At 51.8% G+C, this 16,157-nt stretch carries 16 protein-coding genes; 9 read left to right on the top strand and 7 right to left on the bottom strand.

Features of this window, described 5'->3' with window-relative positions:
- Positions 1–249: 249 nt before the first annotated feature.
- Together ACWAU0_RS08140 and trmB are read left to right on the top strand one after the other, a co-directional pair.
- Complete coding sequence (locus ACWAU0_RS08140) at positions 250–447, top strand: (2Fe-2S)-binding protein (protein ID WP_458138875.1); 198 nt, start codon at positions 250–252, stop codon at positions 445–447.
- 425 nt (positions 448–872) lie between these two features.
- Entirely contained in the window at positions 873–1,562 is a 690-nt protein-coding gene (gene trmB / locus ACWAU0_RS08135; protein WP_458138874.1) for a tRNA (guanosine(46)-N7)-methyltransferase TrmB, read from the top strand.
- Positions 1,563–1,635: 73 nt separating this feature from the next.
- Here trmB and ACWAU0_RS08130 read toward each other — a convergent pair whose 3' ends face one another.
- Genes ACWAU0_RS08130 through ACWAU0_RS08120 form a run of 3 tightly spaced genes read right to left on the bottom strand, consistent with a single transcriptional unit; the run spans position 1,636 to position 4,317 of the window.
- Positions 1,636–2,190: a DUF2058 domain-containing protein gene (locus tag ACWAU0_RS08130; RefSeq protein ID WP_458138873.1), complete on the bottom strand. Its 555-nt coding sequence runs from the start codon at positions 2,188–2,190 to the stop codon at positions 1,636–1,638.
- A gap of 54 nt (positions 2,191–2,244) precedes the next feature.
- Positions 2,245–3,465 carry a hypothetical protein gene (locus ACWAU0_RS08125; protein WP_458138872.1) on the bottom strand — a complete coding sequence of 407 codons (1,221 nt, stop codon included), beginning with the start codon at positions 3,463–3,465 and terminating at the stop codon, positions 2,245–2,247.
- A gap of 3 nt (positions 3,466–3,468) precedes the next feature.
- Positions 3,469–4,317 carry an outer membrane protein assembly factor BamD gene (locus ACWAU0_RS08120; protein WP_171697229.1) on the bottom strand — a complete coding sequence of 283 codons (849 nt, stop codon included), beginning with the start codon at positions 4,315–4,317 and terminating at the stop codon, positions 3,469–3,471.
- 83 nt (positions 4,318–4,400) lie between these two features.
- Here ACWAU0_RS08120 and rluD point away from each other — a divergent pair, with 83 nt between their 5' ends.
- Genes rluD through ACWAU0_RS08105 form a run of 3 tightly spaced genes read left to right on the top strand, consistent with a single transcriptional unit; the run spans position 4,401 to position 6,937 of the window.
- The gene (gene rluD, locus ACWAU0_RS08115) at positions 4,401–5,354 is read left to right on the top strand and encodes a 23S rRNA pseudouridine(1911/1915/1917) synthase RluD (protein ID WP_458138871.1); all 954 of its coding nucleotides are present in this window, start codon (positions 4,401–4,403) and stop codon (positions 5,352–5,354) included.
- Positions 5,335–6,060, top strand: coding sequence for a peptidoglycan editing factor PgeF (gene pgeF, locus ACWAU0_RS08110; RefSeq protein ID WP_458138870.1), 726 nt, complete (start codon positions 5,335–5,337; stop codon positions 6,058–6,060). Before rluD ends, pgeF begins: the two co-directional genes overlap by 20 nt.
- Position 6,061: 1 nt before the next feature.
- Entirely contained in the window at positions 6,062–6,937 is an 876-nt protein-coding gene (locus ACWAU0_RS08105; RefSeq protein WP_458138869.1) for a ZIP family metal transporter, read from the top strand.
- Between the two features lie 74 nt (positions 6,938–7,011).
- Here ACWAU0_RS08105 and ACWAU0_RS08100 read toward each other — a convergent pair whose 3' ends face one another.
- A complete protein-coding gene (locus ACWAU0_RS08100) occupies positions 7,012–7,476 on the bottom strand; it encodes a hypothetical protein (RefSeq protein WP_319961611.1) in 465 nt (154 codons plus the stop codon).
- Between the two features lie 930 nt (positions 7,477–8,406).
- Here ACWAU0_RS08100 and ACWAU0_RS08095 point away from each other — a divergent pair.
- From ACWAU0_RS08095 to glgC, 3 genes are all read left to right on the top strand, one after another.
- Positions 8,407–10,299, top strand: a complete 1,893-nt coding sequence (locus ACWAU0_RS08095) for a thiamine pyrophosphate-binding protein (RefSeq protein WP_171697225.1) — start codon at positions 8,407–8,409, stop codon at positions 10,297–10,299.
- 303 nt (positions 10,300–10,602) lie between these two features.
- Complete coding sequence (locus ACWAU0_RS08090) at positions 10,603–11,076, top strand: carbohydrate-binding protein (protein ID WP_458138868.1); 474 nt, start codon at positions 10,603–10,605, stop codon at positions 11,074–11,076.
- A gap of 103 nt (positions 11,077–11,179) precedes the next feature.
- Positions 11,180–12,445 carry a glucose-1-phosphate adenylyltransferase gene (glgC, locus tag ACWAU0_RS08085; RefSeq protein ID WP_458138867.1) on the top strand — a complete coding sequence of 422 codons (1,266 nt, stop codon included), beginning with the start codon at positions 11,180–11,182 and terminating at the stop codon, positions 12,443–12,445.
- Between the two features lie 55 nt (positions 12,446–12,500).
- Here glgC and ACWAU0_RS08080 read toward each other — a convergent pair whose 3' ends face one another.
- Genes ACWAU0_RS08080 through ACWAU0_RS08070 form a run of 3 tightly spaced genes read right to left on the bottom strand, consistent with a single transcriptional unit; the run spans position 12,501 to position 15,284 of the window.
- Positions 12,501–13,088: a phosphoheptose isomerase gene (locus tag ACWAU0_RS08080; protein WP_020483819.1), complete on the bottom strand. Its 588-nt coding sequence runs from the start codon at positions 13,086–13,088 to the stop codon at positions 12,501–12,503.
- Between the two features lie 5 nt (positions 13,089–13,093).
- On the bottom strand, positions 13,094–13,462 hold the full coding sequence (locus ACWAU0_RS08075; protein WP_458138866.1) for a YraN family protein: 369 nt from the start codon (positions 13,460–13,462) through the stop codon (positions 13,094–13,096).
- A 1-nt stretch (position 13,463) separates the two neighbouring features.
- Positions 13,464–15,284: a penicillin-binding protein activator gene (locus ACWAU0_RS08070; protein ID WP_458138865.1), complete on the bottom strand. Its 1,821-nt coding sequence runs from the start codon at positions 15,282–15,284 to the stop codon at positions 13,464–13,466.
- Between the two features lie 21 nt (positions 15,285–15,305).
- On the opposite strand from ACWAU0_RS08070, the gene rsmI reads away from it, so the two are divergent.
- Complete coding sequence (rsmI, locus tag ACWAU0_RS08065; protein WP_458138864.1) at positions 15,306–16,157, top strand: 16S rRNA (cytidine(1402)-2'-O)-methyltransferase; 852 nt, start codon at positions 15,306–15,308, stop codon at positions 16,155–16,157.

Raw genomic sequence — 16,157 nt, 5'->3', positions numbered from 1 at the left:
TTCGAGAGTTTGCACAAGAAAGTAATACTGATAGTTGCAGTAACTTCAATTGGATTTTTTATCTTTGTAACTTTTAAATACGGAATGTAGGTTGGGTTAACAACCGATAGGGCGTGACCCAAGATTTCAACCCAAACATGTTGAGAACGTAGATTGGGCTAGCCCAATAGGGCGTAACCCAACAAACCGAAGCCACTGCCAAAAGACATACTCTGTAGAATTTGAGTTGATACGCTTAAAATCCTTATCATGACCGCCCAGCCCGACACCGAAAACGACGTAGTTTGCTACTGCAGCGGCACCACCGAGCAGCAAATCAAACAACTACTTGACGAGGGCGTCACCGATCCGGAACGAATCTCCCGCATTACCGGCGCGGCATCCGGCTGCGGTGGCTGCGAATTCGAATTTCAGCAGCTAATCTCCGAGTACGGTCAAAAAACTTAAGACAATGGCCTGCTGTGACGATCCTACCGAGCCGAAAAAAAATTGATCGCCGCGACTTGATTCGTTGCCAAGAACGATATGACGAACTAGTGCGGGACCTCTTCACCGAGGACCCGGAACGGGTCATTTTCAAATTGCTAAGCGATACTAGCGGCTATCTGACTGAACTGGCTGCATTAAACGCCCACCACGCTTCGGCCAGGCTCCGAGCAATCAATTTATTAGAAAAATCCAGTTCGTCGGTACTAGAACGAATCATTAACAAGGAGCCGGATTCGGTGTTTGGTCAGGCCGCAAAGGCTAGGATGGAGCAATGTGGCGCTTAACGAAGCCAGCTGCATCTGCCGCAATTTGTGTCCATCGCCATCGCCTAATAATATCTTGACGTTACTATCCTATCATTCAGGCCAGCAAGAAATTTTTCCATGACCGAACCCCAAAAAATCGACCCCGCCCGCATCAAAAGCTTCATCCGCCGCCAAGGCCGCGCGACTGCCGGCCAAAAGCAAGCACTGGAAAGCCATTGGGATAAATATTGCCTGTCGCCGCAGCATGATTTTGATCTGGAGCAAGCCTTCGGCCGGCAAGCGCCGTTGATTGTCGAGATCGGTTTCGGCAACGGCGACAGCCTGGCGGCGATGGCTGAGGCCAATCCGGATTTGAATTATCTGGGGATTGAAGTGCACCGCCCCGGCGTCGGCCATTTGATGATGTTGCTGGAGCAGCGCGGCATTAACAACGTGCGGATTTACCACCACGACGCGATCGAGATTCTGGAGCAAAAAATTGCCGACCATAGCTTGGCCGGCGTGCATCTGTTTTTCCCCGACCCTTGGCAAAAGCGCCGCCATCACAAGCGCCGCATCGTCCGTCCCAGTTTCGTGGAATTGCTGAACAAAAAATTGCTGGCCGGCGGCTATTTTCACGCCGCCACCGATTGGGAGCATTACGCCAAGGATATGCTGGGGATTTTATCGGCCGGCACCGGTTTGCAAAACACCAGTGCCAGCAAAGATTTCTGCGAACGGCCGATTTATCGGCCGTTAACCAAGTTCGAAAACCGTGGTTTGGGTTTGGGTCACGGGGTTTGGGATTTGATTTTTCGGAAGGTTTAAACGGGTCGAGACGCGATAAGCCGTTCGCTGAGCGGAGCCGAAGCGCTTGCCGACTCCGCTCAACCTGCGGCTTTCACCACATCAAATCGTCCGGAATCTGAAACTCGGCATACGGATCGTCGGCGGCCGCCAGATCCTGCGTGGCTTCGTTCAACACCACAATACTACCCGCATCCCGCGCCTGCACTTTGCGAGCGACCTCCGCAGGCACGATCTCATAATGTCCGTCTACTGTGGCGATACCGGCCCGACCATTGATCAAGGCCTCCCGCACTTTTTCAGCCACGTATAGGGTTTTGACTTTGTTGTCGTCGGTGAAGTTGTAAGCCAAGCCGTTCGGATCCAGCGCGATACGGTTCATTTCGACGATTTGCTTGATTTGCGCGCCCAAGGCCTTTTGTTCTTCTGCCAGCTTGCGTTGCCGATTCAGTTCGCGGTCGCGCTCTACTTGTTGCTGGCGCAGTTGTTCCGCACTCAGCTTCACCTCATCGATGGTCTCGACGCCATTATTGCGTTCCAATTTGGTTTGTTTACGCTTCTCGGCTTTGACTTGTTTGAGCTTGGCGTCGTTGCTCAGACCGGATTTAAGCAGTTGTTCTTGCAGGGATAGATTTTGCGGTTTTTTCATGGCTAGACAATGGTTTAGCAAGGTTAAAATTCGCGGTCAGCATAGCATAAAGCGTTACTGGCCCAGCATCTTGCCGGTAGCGTATTGCCACCAGCTTAGCGGCTTGGTCAGCGGCACCTCGCAGCGGTCGTAACCTTGGTATTCGATGCCGCGGAAGATGTCCTCGCGTAGCCATTGATAAGCGGCCGGCGCGCTTTGTTGCAAACGTTCCGGAATTAGAATGTATTGCGCCACCAGTTCGGCCAACTTTTCCTGGGTGGTGCCGTCGTAACGGCCTTCATTGACTTCGCCTAAAGCTTCAAAGGCCTCGAACCATTTCGAAGGCCACAACGCCAATTTTGCCTCAGCGATGATTTTCATGATGTCTTCGTCGTTGGAAATCTTGTGGTATTTGTAGAAAAAATACAGATCGTCCTGGCCATTCCAGAAATGGAAATTATCGATGGTGTGGGCGATTTCATGCACGACGATAGGCAGCCGAAAATCCACCAAATACTGCACGCCGATGTCCCGGTAAGTGCCGCCTTCCTTGCCCTTGTCGAAGGCCTTGACGGTAAACACGATCAGGTTTTGACCGCTGAACACCTGTGCCACGGTCTGCGAGCGAAAGCCTATGCCCGGCACCAGCGTCAACGGATGAGTATGATCCTGCCAGATGCTGTTTTTGTAGTCTTCCTGAAACGCATCGCGAATCAGTTCCTGCATCACCGTGGGCTTGTCGGCAATTTCCTGTTCCAGATTATCTACCGGCTTGGCTTTGCTGATACTTTGCCGCAAAAAGGCCGGGATTTTGCGAATGGCTTTTTCGAACAGACGCAGATGATCTACGTTGAAGCGCCGCACTTCGTAGCGATAGTCATCGCTGTGTTTGACCACGGTTTTGGTGTCGTAGAACAAGGCTAAAGCCCGCCAGGCGGCTTCGCGGTCGTCCCAATATTTTTCCAATACGCAGAGTTCGCCGGCGATATTGTTGGCGCAATCTTCGCGGTAATCGGCCAAGTCGTCGAGATAATCCTGGTTTTTATGATCGGTCAGCACCGCCACCGCTTGTTTGCGCAAGCCCGGGTGGCCCGCTTCATAAAAGCGGATGATGTCAGCTAGGGCCGCAGTAGGGGTAAAGTGTTGCTGGCTGGTAGCGCAGACCAGTTCAGTGTTCTGCGACAACGTGAAAAAGCGGTTTTGAAACAGCGGTACCGGCTCGGCTGCGTATCCAAAGCCGGTATTTAACAGCAGCCAGCCTAAGCAAGCAGGCCGCAAAAAGGTCAAACGGCGCAAGTTTTATTTATCCAGGCCCATGGCGTCCCACACTTTTTGAATGGCGCCTTCATCCTTGTAATTGGCTTGCGGTGCGCCGGCTGGATAATTTAAGGTATAAATCCGTTCGGCGTCGGCGGCCAACTCGTCCATCCCCAACTGCCGATAGCCGTCCTGCATGATTTGCAAGGCAAACGGCACCGCCGGGGTGCGTTGATATTCCTTGATGATGTAATTAGCCCGGTTAACAGCGGCGACATAGGCTTTACGGCGCATGTAAAAGTCGGCGACATGAACTTCGTACATAGCCATATTGTTGCGGAGTGCGATCATCCGCAGTTTGGCATCGGCAACATATTGGCTATTGGGATAGCGGCGGATCAATTCCTGGAAATTATCGTAAGAATCTTTGGCCGGACCGGGATCGCGTTGCGAAGAGTCCGTGGGCAGAAAGCGGTCTATAAAGCCGATGCCGCGGTTGTAATTGATCAGGCCCTTCAGATAATAGGCATAATCGACATTGGGGTTACGTGGATGGATTTTAATGAAGCGGTCAGCGGCGGCTAAGCCCGCTTCCGGATCGTCGTTTTTATAGTAAGCGTAAGCAACATTTAATTGGGCCTGAGCCGCATAGTCGCCGAACGGATAACGCGATTCCAGCGCTTCGTAAAGAGTCACCGCTTTTTGATAGTTTTTATTGTCCAGCGCTTCCTTGGCTTTTTCATGGAACATTTTATCGTCCCAACCGGCGTATTCTTCATCTTTATTATTAGCCGAAGAATCCTTGCTCATAAAGGCATCCAGGGTCTCGCAGCCTTGCAGCGTCCAAGCCAGACAGGCGATAAAAACGGTTTTTACTAAAACTAATCGCATACGTTTATCAACACGTTGTAATATTGCGGGTTTTTTGCAGCTTTTGGCGGCATTCTGGCCGCGAGTATAACTTAAAAACGACTATGACGATATTGACGGCAAGGGTTCCCGAGGAACTGGCGGGTATGCGACTGGACCAGTGTCTGGCCGAAGTGTTTCCGGATTATTCGCGCAGCAAACTGCAAACCTGGATCAAAGCCGGCCGGGTATTGGTGGATGGTGAGGTTATGAAAGGCCGCGAGAAATTGGACGGCGGCGAAGAAATCGAGCTGGATGCCGAAGCCGAGCGCGTGATCGAATACGCGCCTCAGGAAATCCCGCTAGACATTGTTTATGAAGACGATTCTTTACTCATCGTTAACAAACCGGCCGGTTTGGTCGTGCATCCTGCGGTCGGCAACTGGGATGGCACCTTGGTTAATGCCTTGCTCAATCACACCCCCAATCTGGATACCCTGCCCCGCGCCGGCATAGTGCACCGCATCGACAAGGATACCAGCGGTTTATTGATGATCGCCAAAACCTTGCAGGCTCATAACAGTCTGGTCGAGCAGCTCCAGGCTCGCAGCATCCATCGTGAATATCTGGCGCTGGTAAAAGGCTGGATGACGGCTGGCGGCACCGTCGACGAACCTATCGGCCGCCATCCGGTGGACCGTAAACGTAATGCCGTAGTAAAGCGCGGCGGTAAAGAAGCGATTACCCATTACCGGCTGGAACAACGCTTTAAGCGCCATACGCTGATTCGCGTCAAGCTGGAAACCGGCCGCACGCATCAGATTAGAGTGCATATGTCGCACATTAATTATCCACTGGTCGGCGATCAAGTCTACGGCGGCCGCTTCCAAATGCCGGCTGACTGTAATCCCGCGTTGGCAGAGGCCTTACGCAATTTTAAGCGCCAAGCCCTGCATGCCGCGAAATTGGGTTTGGAGCATCCGGAAACCGGCGAATACTGCGAATGGGAACAACCCATCCCCGAAGACATGCAAAATCTGTTGAAATTATTGGCCGAAAATGAATTGGATCAAGCCTGATTGGCCGCTGCCGGCGCATGTACACGCCGCAGTCACCTTGCGCACCGGCGGAGTCAGTACCGGCCCTTACGCCAGTTTGAATCCGGCCAGCCACGTCAACGACGACCCGCAGCACGTCAAAACCAACCGCTACATCATTAAGGACATGCTGCAACTGCCGTCCGAACCGGTCTGGCTGCAACAAGTGCACGGGACGCGCGTGGTGAACGCCGACGAAACCGAGGGCCAGGAGGAAGCCGACGCCAGCTTTGCCGATCAACCCGGCACGGTATGCGCGATATTGACGGCGGATTGTCTGCCAGTGCTGTTCTGTGGAGACGATGGCGAAGTGGTCGCCGCCGCCCACGCCGGCTGGCGCGGTTTGCAGGCCGGTATCATCGCCGAAACCCTGTATGCGATGAGTTGTCAGGATGTGCATGTTTGGCTGGGGCCGGCGATAGGCCCGGATAATTTCGAAGTGGGTGACGAGGTGCGGGACGCTTTTATTCAAGACAACCCGATTACCGCCGTCGCATTTCGCGCGCGACAGCCTGGCAAATGGCTGGCGGATATTTACCGGCTGGCGCGTATTAAACTGGCGGAACTGGGTGTGGAACACGTTTATGGCGGTGACCTATGCACCGTCGCCGATCCGCAACGTTTTTACTCGTATCGCCGTGACGGCGCGAATACTGGCCGCATGGCCAGTTTGATCTGGAGAGACTAATTTGACTGTATTGTTGTCGATTATCTTGTTTACCGCGCTGGGTGGCGTGCTTAGTGTTCTGGCTGCTGCGGTGTTTTTATTACTGCCAGAACACAAACAAAAGCATGTACTGCCGCACGGCATCAGTTTTGCAATTGGCGCGTTGTTGACCGGCGCGTTTTGCGGATTGATCCCACACGCATTCGAGGAAGTGCCGGTCGAGGATATGTCCACACTCTCGGCTACGATTTTAGCAGGCATCCTATTGTTTTTTGTATTGGAAAAACTCCTGGTCTGGCGCCATTGCCATTCTCACGCTTGCGAAGCCCACGGCGAAGAATCGCACGATGACCATCACCACGAACACGGCCATACGCATGCAATCCAAGCGGCCGGCCACCGCCCCGCCGGGATGTTTATTATCCTCGGCGACAGCATCCATAATTTTGTCGATGGCGTGTTAATCGGCGCAGCGTTTTTAACCGACGTGCAACTGGGTATCGTCACCAGCTTGGCGGTGGCCGCGCACGAAATCCCGCAAGAAGTCGGTGACTTCGCGATTTTGCTGCATAGCGGTTACAAGCGCGGAGAGGCCTTGTTTTACAACATTCTTGCCAGCTTGAGCACGGTGGTTGGCGGCGTATTGGCGTATTTCAGTCTTGGCGACCTACATCACATCTTGCCCTACTTTTTAACCCTAGCGGCTTCCAGTTTTATTTATATTGCGGTGGCCGATTTAATCCCGTCTTTGCATCAGAAGACCGATATTAAAACTTCATTACAACAGATTGGTTTTATTTTGGCTGGGGTGGTGTTGATTTTGGTGATGCAAGGCATAGCGCATCGGTTTGAAGGGAAAATTGACGGGGATAGAGTCGAGCAAACTGGTATCGTTTGATCCAGTCTTTATAAGGTCACAAGTCAACTGTCTCTTCGCCATGCGAACGAAATTTAGGTCGCCGGCGCCGCGACTCAGTAATCATAAGCGTCATCTCGCAATCGGCGGCTAATTTGATAGATGTTTTCGGTATCGAATACATTCGTGTAAGCGGCGGCTTGCCCTTCATGCTTGATATTGCAACGCCGTTCGCCTTTACGCTTTTCCAGTATGTCTGTCGATACCGGCTGCTGCGTTAAGCGTCTGTCGTTTTTGTGCGAACGTATAAAATATTCTCTGACCTCGACGATTTTATTTTTGAAGCGCTTGCCATGCAGTTTTTTGATTGCGAGCTTACCGGCTTTGTCATCGTCAATAAAAATACGGCCATGAAACGACAACACATTGGTCTTGATATTTTTAAGACAAAAGATGTCGGTTTTTAGAATATTGCCAAGCTTGAAGGGAAGTAACAGGCAAAACCTGAGGGCGGGGGCGACAAAGTCTCCCAACTCGCTTTCTTGCGTAATCGACGGGATGTTTTTAATAATCAATATCATAAAGACACTCTGGTAGTACTTAGCTGTATCCCAAGGCTGGTTAATACGGTTTGGGCCAACGCTCACTACCCTCGATACGTAAACCATGAAAACAAGCTACCGGACTGCCGCTAAGTTGATTGGCTTGGGCCCTCTTGCTTACCCTATATAGCGTCAACCAGTTGTTTTACTTTAGTGCTGGAAACATAGTTCACGTTGCGGATAAATACAACTAACGCAACCTTTCCCTTTGGAAAGACCACTTACACCGTTTTGCGATGTCTTGCCGACTCCCCCCCAGGCTGTTTGAAACGCGATGGTTTTGGTCACCGCACCGGAAAGCTTGACTAATCGGCCTCCCTTCTCCTCTGCCGAAGCCATCCTTTGTCCCATCGATTAGAGCAAAAACGAAACTAATGGTTCCAAACCCGCGTTCCAATCCTTCCGGCGAAATGTTTGAGATATTTCCGCTGGCGATTTGGGATTGCGTATAGGCGAGGCGTGTTTCGGCAACACACTACCATTCAATCAATTCGTCCCGCAAAGCTGCACTGCCGCGAAAAATAAAATAAATTTTTTTGCTGCTTATAATCCTTTGATAGTAGAAGCGACTTGAATAACTAATTGATTTTCCATAGAACGTATTCTGTTATTTGTCTCAGGGCTATACAGGCTATCCGTTTCAATTTATATACAAATTAGTGGGTATTTAATAAGTCTTGCAAAGCCCATTTTAATGGGTGTAAGGTTCGATACGACGGCATGAAAAAACAAATTTAAGACTACAAAATTGCAACGGCTTGTGTAAAAAAGCAGCGGTATTGTAGTTAATTAGCAACGAATATTTGCCGGGGCTAAATATTATCTTTGTTCTATGTCGCGTTTAAAAATGACAGCGTAACAACCTAGCTGCGCGTCTATAAAAATAATGTCCTCACCATGAGATTAGTTATGTCCAAATTTCCAATCGATCTTGGCGCTTATCAGCGCATCAACTTAGATCCAAAAAACCCAACTTTAACCGATGCACAACGTGCCAGCCTGAAAGCCAACATTCAGTTGTGCCGTGATGCTATTGTCTATTTCACAGCCAACGGCGCAGCCCGTGGTGTGGGCGGCCATACCGGCGGTCCATACGATACCGTGCCGGAAGTCATGATCATGGATGCGCTGTTCCACAGCTCCAATGATTTTGTACCCATCTTTTTTGACGAAGCCGGCCACCGCGTCGCCACCCAGTATTTGATGTCCACCCTGAACGGCGATTTGCCGGCCGAACGCTTGATCGAATACCGCGCCGCGCATTCGCATTTGCCAGGCCATCCTGAATTGGATTTCACCCCCGGCGTGAAATTCAGCTCCGGCCGCTTGGGCCACATGTGGCCGTATGTCAACGGCGTAGCCATTGCCAACCCGGCCAAAACTGTGTTCTGTCTGGGCTCAGACGGCTCGCAGCAGGAAGGTAACGATGCCGAAGCGGCCCGTCTGGCTGTGGCGCAAGGCCTGAACGTTAAACTGATCATCGACGACAACAACGTCACCATCGCCGGCCACCCATCCGAGTACTTAAAAGGCTGCAGCACTGCCAAAACCTTAGCTGGTCAAGGCGTCACCGTATTGGAAGGCGACGGCGAAGATCTGGACGATTTGTACAAACGCATCATCACCGCCATTAACACCCCTGGCCCGGTTGCGGTTATCAACCACAGACCAATGTGTCCAGGCATTGTCGGTCTGGAAGGCTCGACCCACGGCCATGACGTCGTGTCGGTGAAAGTGGCGTTGGAATACTTGGAATCACATGGTCAACAAGCCGCTGCCGATGCACTGCGCGAAGTCAAAGCACCGAAGAACGACGCGGTATTTTTGGGTTCCAGCGACAAATGGGACGCCAACCGCAACGTCTTCGGCGATGCGTGCGTGGAAGTGTTGGGCCGTTTGAGCGAAGCGGAACGGGTTGCCAAAGTGCGGGTAGTGGATAGCGATTTGGAAGGCTCTTGCGGTCTGTTCAAAATCCATAAAGCTTTCCCGGAAGTGTTTATCTCCTCCGGCATCATGGAACGTGGTAACTTCTCCGCGGCAGCCGGTTTTGGCATGGAAGCAGGCAAACAAGGTATTTTCGGCACCTTCAGCGCATTCTTGGAAATGCTGATGTCGGAAATCACCATGGCCCGGTTGAACAAATCCAACGTGCTCAGCCACTTCTCGCATTCCGGTATCGACGACATGGCCGACAACACCTGCCATTTCGGTTTGAACAATATGTTCGCCGACAACGGTTTGAGCGACGGCTATGAGACCAAGCTGTATTTCCCGGCAGATCCTTTGCAAATGAAAGCTTGCGTGGAAAAAGTCTTCTTCGATCCGGGCTTGCGTTTCATCTTCTCCACTCGTTCCAAAGTGCCAACCATTCTGGACAGCAACGGCAACGAGTTTTTCGGTGGCGACTATAAATTCGTGCCCGGCAAAGACGAAGTCATTCGCGAAGGCACGGCCGGTTATATCGTCAGCTTCGGTGAAGCCTTGTACAGGGCGCTGGATGCAGTCGAGCGCCTGAAACAACAAGGCGTGGATGTAGGCTTGATCAACAAACCGACCTTGAACGTCATCGATGAAGACATGCTGGCCAAAATCGGTAAGTCACCGAAAGTGCTGGTGGTTGAGTCCTTCAACCGTAAAACCGGTTTGGGTAGCCGCATGGGCACATGGTTGTTGGAACGCGGTTACACACCAAAATACAACTATATTGCCACGCATAAAGAAGGTTGCGGCGGCCTGTGGGAGCAATTCCCGCATCAAGGTATTGACCCGGCTGGCATCATGGCCAGCTTTTTAAAGGGTTAAGCCTCCCTCTCGACCTGGGGCGCAGGGAAGCGCCCATATTTTTCGGCTGGGGTTTGGGAGCAACAGCCATTTGTAATCAGCAATTGCCATCAGGCAATTTCGCAGTAAAACACTCAGCTCTCACCGGGACCGAGCCATGCCGACATTCCTTGTTTCCAAACAGCCGGACGCTAGGCATGCGGTGCTTGCCTATCCAATTACGGAGCAATCGCACTCAAGTTAAAGATTTCAATCAGTCCCGACAAACAAAAACCGGATTCAAACCATTTCGACCGATTAATACAGTCCTACGCCAGGTAAACCATGCAAAAACGAATTATCGGTGACAGTCGGCCCAACAAAGCCAGCTCAATGACAGAGCAGTTAAATCTGGAAGCGCTTGCTGACGTTGAAGTGTCATCCGAGGATAGGGAGCACACTATCGAAGCCGCGCTACTGCCTGGTTTTAGCGGCGGGTGGCGAGCGGGAATGCCGGGATCGCAAGTTATCCGCTTACTGTTTAAGCAGGCCCAGCCTGTGCAATGTATTCAACTGGATTTTTTGGAATCGACTATCGCCAGAACACAGGAATACATCCTGCGTATTTCTGCTGATAGCGGACAGTCGTTTCGCGAAATCGTCCGCCAACAATGGAATTTTAATCCGCAAGGCTGCACGGCGGAATCGGAACAACACGTTGTCGACTTGCCTGCGGTAAGTATTATCGAACTACATATCACTCCGGATATTAACAACTCAAGCGCGTTTGCTTCGCTTGAAACAATGCGTGTATTTTGAGTTTTCACCGGTAATTTTTAGGTTTGAAAAAAGCCTTGGGAAAACTTGATACACCCTATAAAACCTATTCGGCCAGCAGTTTATTTTTTCTAAAGATTTAACCATGTCAGCGCCTACACACAATATCCATCAATTAACCAAAAATACTATTGCTTTAATTCTTGCCGGCGGACGCGGCTCGCGCTTAATGAATATGACGGATTGGCGCGCCAAGCCTGCGGTACCTTTTGGCGGCAAGTTTCGAATTATCGATTTTCCGTTATCCAATTGCGTGAATTCCGGTATCCGTAAAATCGGCGTGATGACGCAATACAAAGCCGATTCGTTGATCCGGCATATTCAGAAAGGCTGGGGATTCATGCGCGGCGAATTTGGCGAATACGTCGACATCATGCCGGCACAACAACGGATAGACGAGACTTCCTGGTACAAAGGTACTGCCGACGCCGTGTTGCAGAATATCGATATTCTGCGGGCCCGCCGACCGGATCATATTTTAATCCTAGCCGGCGACCATATTTATAAAATGGATTACGCGGCCATGTTAATCGACCACGTCGAAAAAAACGCCGACCTAACCATAGGTTGTTTGGAAGTATCGTTAAAAGACGCCTCCGCTTTTGGCGTAATGGACGTGGATGCAAATCGCCGCGTTCGAGCGTTTGTCGAAAAACCCGCCAACCCACCCGTGATGCCGGGTAGAACCAATACCGCGTTGGCCTCAATGGGTATTTATATCTTTAACGCCGATTTTTTATGGGAGCAATTAATTAAAGATTCTCTCACTGAAAATTCTACCAACGACTTTGGCAAAGATATTATTCCCGCCGTCATTGACGATCATATTGTTAATGCCTATCCCTTTTTGGATTTACAAAGCGGCCAGCAAAGTTATTGGCGCGATGTCGGGACCATAGACGCCTATTGGGCTTCCAATTTGGAGTTAATAGGCGTCAAGCCGGATTTGAATTTATACGATGCGTCCTGGCCGATATGGACCTATCAGGAACAAACACCGCCGGCCAAATTTGTGTTCGACGACAACGGCCGGCGCGGTCTGGCCGTAGATTCGATGATTGCCGGCGGCTCAATTATTTCCGGCGCAACCATTCAGCATTCCATGGTGTTTTCCAATGTCACCGTAAACGAGTCAGCGCTTATCAAAGACAGCATTCTGTTGCCGCAAGTCTGCATAGGCCAAAATTGCCGAATTACCAAAGCCATCGTTGAAAAAGGTTGCGAGGTGCCGGCAGGCACGGTGATTGGCGAGAATCTTGACGACGACAAAAACAGATTTTATGTCAGCGAGGGCGGGGTAGTGCTGGTAACTGCCGAAATGTTGGGGCAAAAACTACATTACGTCAGGTAATTAAGTATGCAAACGCCCGTTTATCCGATTGAATGATAACGGGCGCCTGAGTGCCTTAGCCGCCAAATAATTGATGATCGATTAAATCGCATAGGCAATGCGAGATCAACAAATGCACTTCCTGAATGCGGGCGGTGGAATAAGACGGTACGCGGATTTCAATATCGGCTTCGTTCAACGCGCCAGCCAGCACACCGCCGTCTTTACCGCTTAGCGCGATGACCGTCATATCGCGGTCATGCGCCACTTTCACGGCTTTAATGATATTGCCGGAGTTACCGCTACTGGTGTAGACCAGCAAGATGTCGCCAGCCTGCCCCAGCGCGCGCAACTGCTTCGCAAAGATTTCGTCGTAATGGTAGTCGTTGGCGATAGAGGTGATGGTTGAGGTATCGGTGCTCAAGGCAATCGCCGGCAACGCGGGACGTTCGCGTTCAAAACGGTTGAGCATTTCCGAAGAAAAATGCTGGGCATCGCCCGCCGAACCGCCGTTGCCGCAAGTCAGCACTTTTTTGTCGTTCACCAAAGCCTCGACGATTTTTTGCGAGGCGAACTCAATCAGCTCGCACAAGCTGGCCATCGCATCCTGTTTGGTTTGAATGCTATCGGAAAAGTGGGCGATGATGCGGTCTTGTAAACTCATAATACTCAGGTTTGAAAAGCGTTTTTAATCCAGTCCAGGCGGTTGTTGCCGGATACAGCAACTACGTCGAAACGAATCGAGAGCTGGCTCAGGTTGTTGATTATGACATAGTGTTGGGTAGCGGCGACGATGCGCGCCTGTTTTTGCCGGGTGACACTGGCCACTGCGCCGCCAAATTGCTCGGATTTGCGAAAGCGTACTTCCACAATCACCAGCGCCGAACCGTCCTTCATCACCAGATCCAGCTCACCCATTTTGCAGCGGAAGTTGCTGCACACCCATTCCAAGCCTTGCTTTTGCAAATAAGCCAAGGCTAGTTGTTCGGCGCTATCGCCCTTTTGCAAATGTAGCGGCTTGGTTTTGCCGAATAACATGCTATTCGATAAAGCCGGAGGCGACCGGCACGCCGCCTTTGAACTGAGCACAGACCAGTTTGCGGGTAATGCGGTTTTCACCGTTCAACGACAGTCGGCCGGTAGCACCAGCGTAAGACGCCCCGGTCAGCTGCGGTAATTGGCCGATGATGTTATAAGCATCTATGCCCAACGCGACTAATTTAACCTGGCTGTCGCTGAGACCTTGCCAGGTATTCTGCACGGCTTGCTGGCTAAGTGCGCCGGTGTAAGCGTCGCCGAATACCCAAGGAAGATCGCAGAAATTAATCTTGCCCAACTCGCTATCCCGCACCGGATTTTGCCGGCCGCTGTAGATATTCGGCATCGCATAAATCGACAACTCGCTGCTTTGCGAGTACTTGAGTTGCGGCGCCAACTCTCTGGCCAATTCCGGGCTGGCGCTAACGAATAAGGCCAAGGGTTGCTTCTGGCCATTCGCGCTGACGCTGGTGCTGAGCAAGGTTTTTACAATAGCTGCGAAATCGTGTTGTTTCGGGTCGTAGCTTTCCACCCCAACCACCACGCCGCCGACTGCTTGCCAAGCCGACATTAGATAATGGCGCACCCGCTCACCTTGCGTGGTATTCGGCGTCAGCAATACGGCATTCTGTTGGCCATCGCGCTTGGCTTTTTGTACCAATTGCTCCGCGTCGTCTATCGGGCTGAGGCCGAATTGATAGAGATTGGTTTTGCTGAGATTTTCCACATGATTCAGCGCCAACACCGGCACGCTTAATTCGGTGGATTGCGCCAAACTTTGGATTTGTTCCTTCACCAAGGGGCCTATCACCTGTTTCGCGCCGTCACTAACGGCTTGCTTATATATAGTGGCTATATCGTCTTTTTCGCTATCGTAATACTTTAGCGGCATTTGCGGCGCGGCGCTGGCAGCCAGGCGGTGGGCTACCGTCAACCCTTCCTTGATGGCTTTAGCCGCGCTGGCGTAAGAGCCCGAGCCAGGCAGCAACACGGCAATGGTTGCACCCGGAGTAGGTGGTTGCGCAGCTTGCTCCGGTTCTTGAACGGTTTGCTGACTGACAGGCGGCGGATTCAGATAGGCTTGCAGGTAATCGGCGTTGGCCGGATGGCCGGGAAACATTTGCCGCCATTGCAGGATTTGACCGGCTGTATCGAAACCCGCCACATTGCGTTGCTTCAGAATTTTAGCCAAGGCCATCCAGCCGCTCAGTTCGTCAACGATGGGTGACGGACCGCTAAGGGTTTCCAGCGGCAACACGCTAAGCGCATCCAGGATGGCGATAATGTTTTGCTTTTGCTGCTCGGGTTTTTGCAACAGTCGGCCCAGTTTCAGGCGCGCTCTAACGCTGGGCACAACATCGCCCAACAAAGCATGCACAAAGGCCACGGATTGGTAATAAGCAATTTGATCGGCGTCGGCCAGTATGGCGGGCCGCACACCCTCCAGCTTTTTCAAGGCTTGTTCCGCATCGCCCATGCTCAACGCTACTTGAGCTTGGAGCAATTTGTATTTGCTGAACAACTCCGGCGGCAACTGTTCGGCGTTGATTTTATCCAGGGCTTTTTGCGCGGCCTGACTATCGCCGGCTTGCAGGCGGGTGTCGGCGTCCAGCAAATGCAAGCTGGCTTGATTGTCGGCCATCCGGTAACTGCGCGGTGGCTCGGCCGGCTTGGCTTTGCGGGCACTGGTTTGCGGGCGCACTTCCAGCTGGGTCTTGTTTTTGACCGGTTGCTCACTGCACGCAGCCAGTAGCAACAGGCCGAAAAACCAGCGGTTTAATACACGACGCGGCATAATGGCGGCAAATTTGCGATGAGACATAGCACGGGGACCGAAGAATAAATGTACGGAAAATTATACGTGGTTGCCACGCCAATCGGTAATCTGGCCGATTTCAGTTTTCGGGCGGTGGACATATTGAAACAAGTGGACTTGATCGCCGCCGAAGATACCCGCCACGTCAAGATGTTGCTGCAACATTACGGCATCAATAAGCCGCTGCAATCGCTACATCAACATAACGAAGAACACGCTTCGCAAGGCCTGATCGATAAAATCCGCGAAGGATTATCGGTGGCACTGGTATCCGATGCCGGCACGCCGATGATCAGCGATCCCGGCTTTCCTCTGGTCAAATTGGCCAGACAGCAAGGCGTGGATGTGTGTCCGATACCCGGCGCCTGCGCGCTGATCGCCGCCTTGTCGGTGGCGGGTTTACCGACCAGCCGTTTCAGTTTCGAAGGCTTTTTGCCACGCACCGGCTCGGCGCGGAGCAGCTTTTTCGAACACAAGTTAGCTGACTGCTCGACTTGGGCCTTTTACGAATCCAGCCATCGCATCCAGGCTGCGTTGGAAGATATGCTGACGGTATTTCCGGCTAATCACCAAATTGTCGTTGCTCGGGAGCTCACGAAATTGCATGAAACGATTGTCGGCGACGAACTGGCCAAGGTGTTGGAGAAAGTGCAGACCGACGAAAACATGCGCAAGGGCGAATTCGTGGTATTGGTAGCCGGCCGCGAAGCTGGTGAGCAAGACGATGAATTAACCGACGAACAACGGCGGATTTTGGGTATATTGCTGGCGGAATGTTCTACCAAAACCGCCGCGGCACTGGCTGCGGAAATTACCGGCCAGCGCAAAAAAACCTTGTATCAGGCGGCGCTGGCGATGCAGGACAAGCAAGGCCGCTAA

It is taken from the genome of Methylomonas sp. Uni0009 (genome assembly GCF_054188105.3).
The sequence above is the reverse complement of the archived record's forward strand: the minus strand, read 5'-3'. Positions and strand labels throughout refer to the sequence as shown.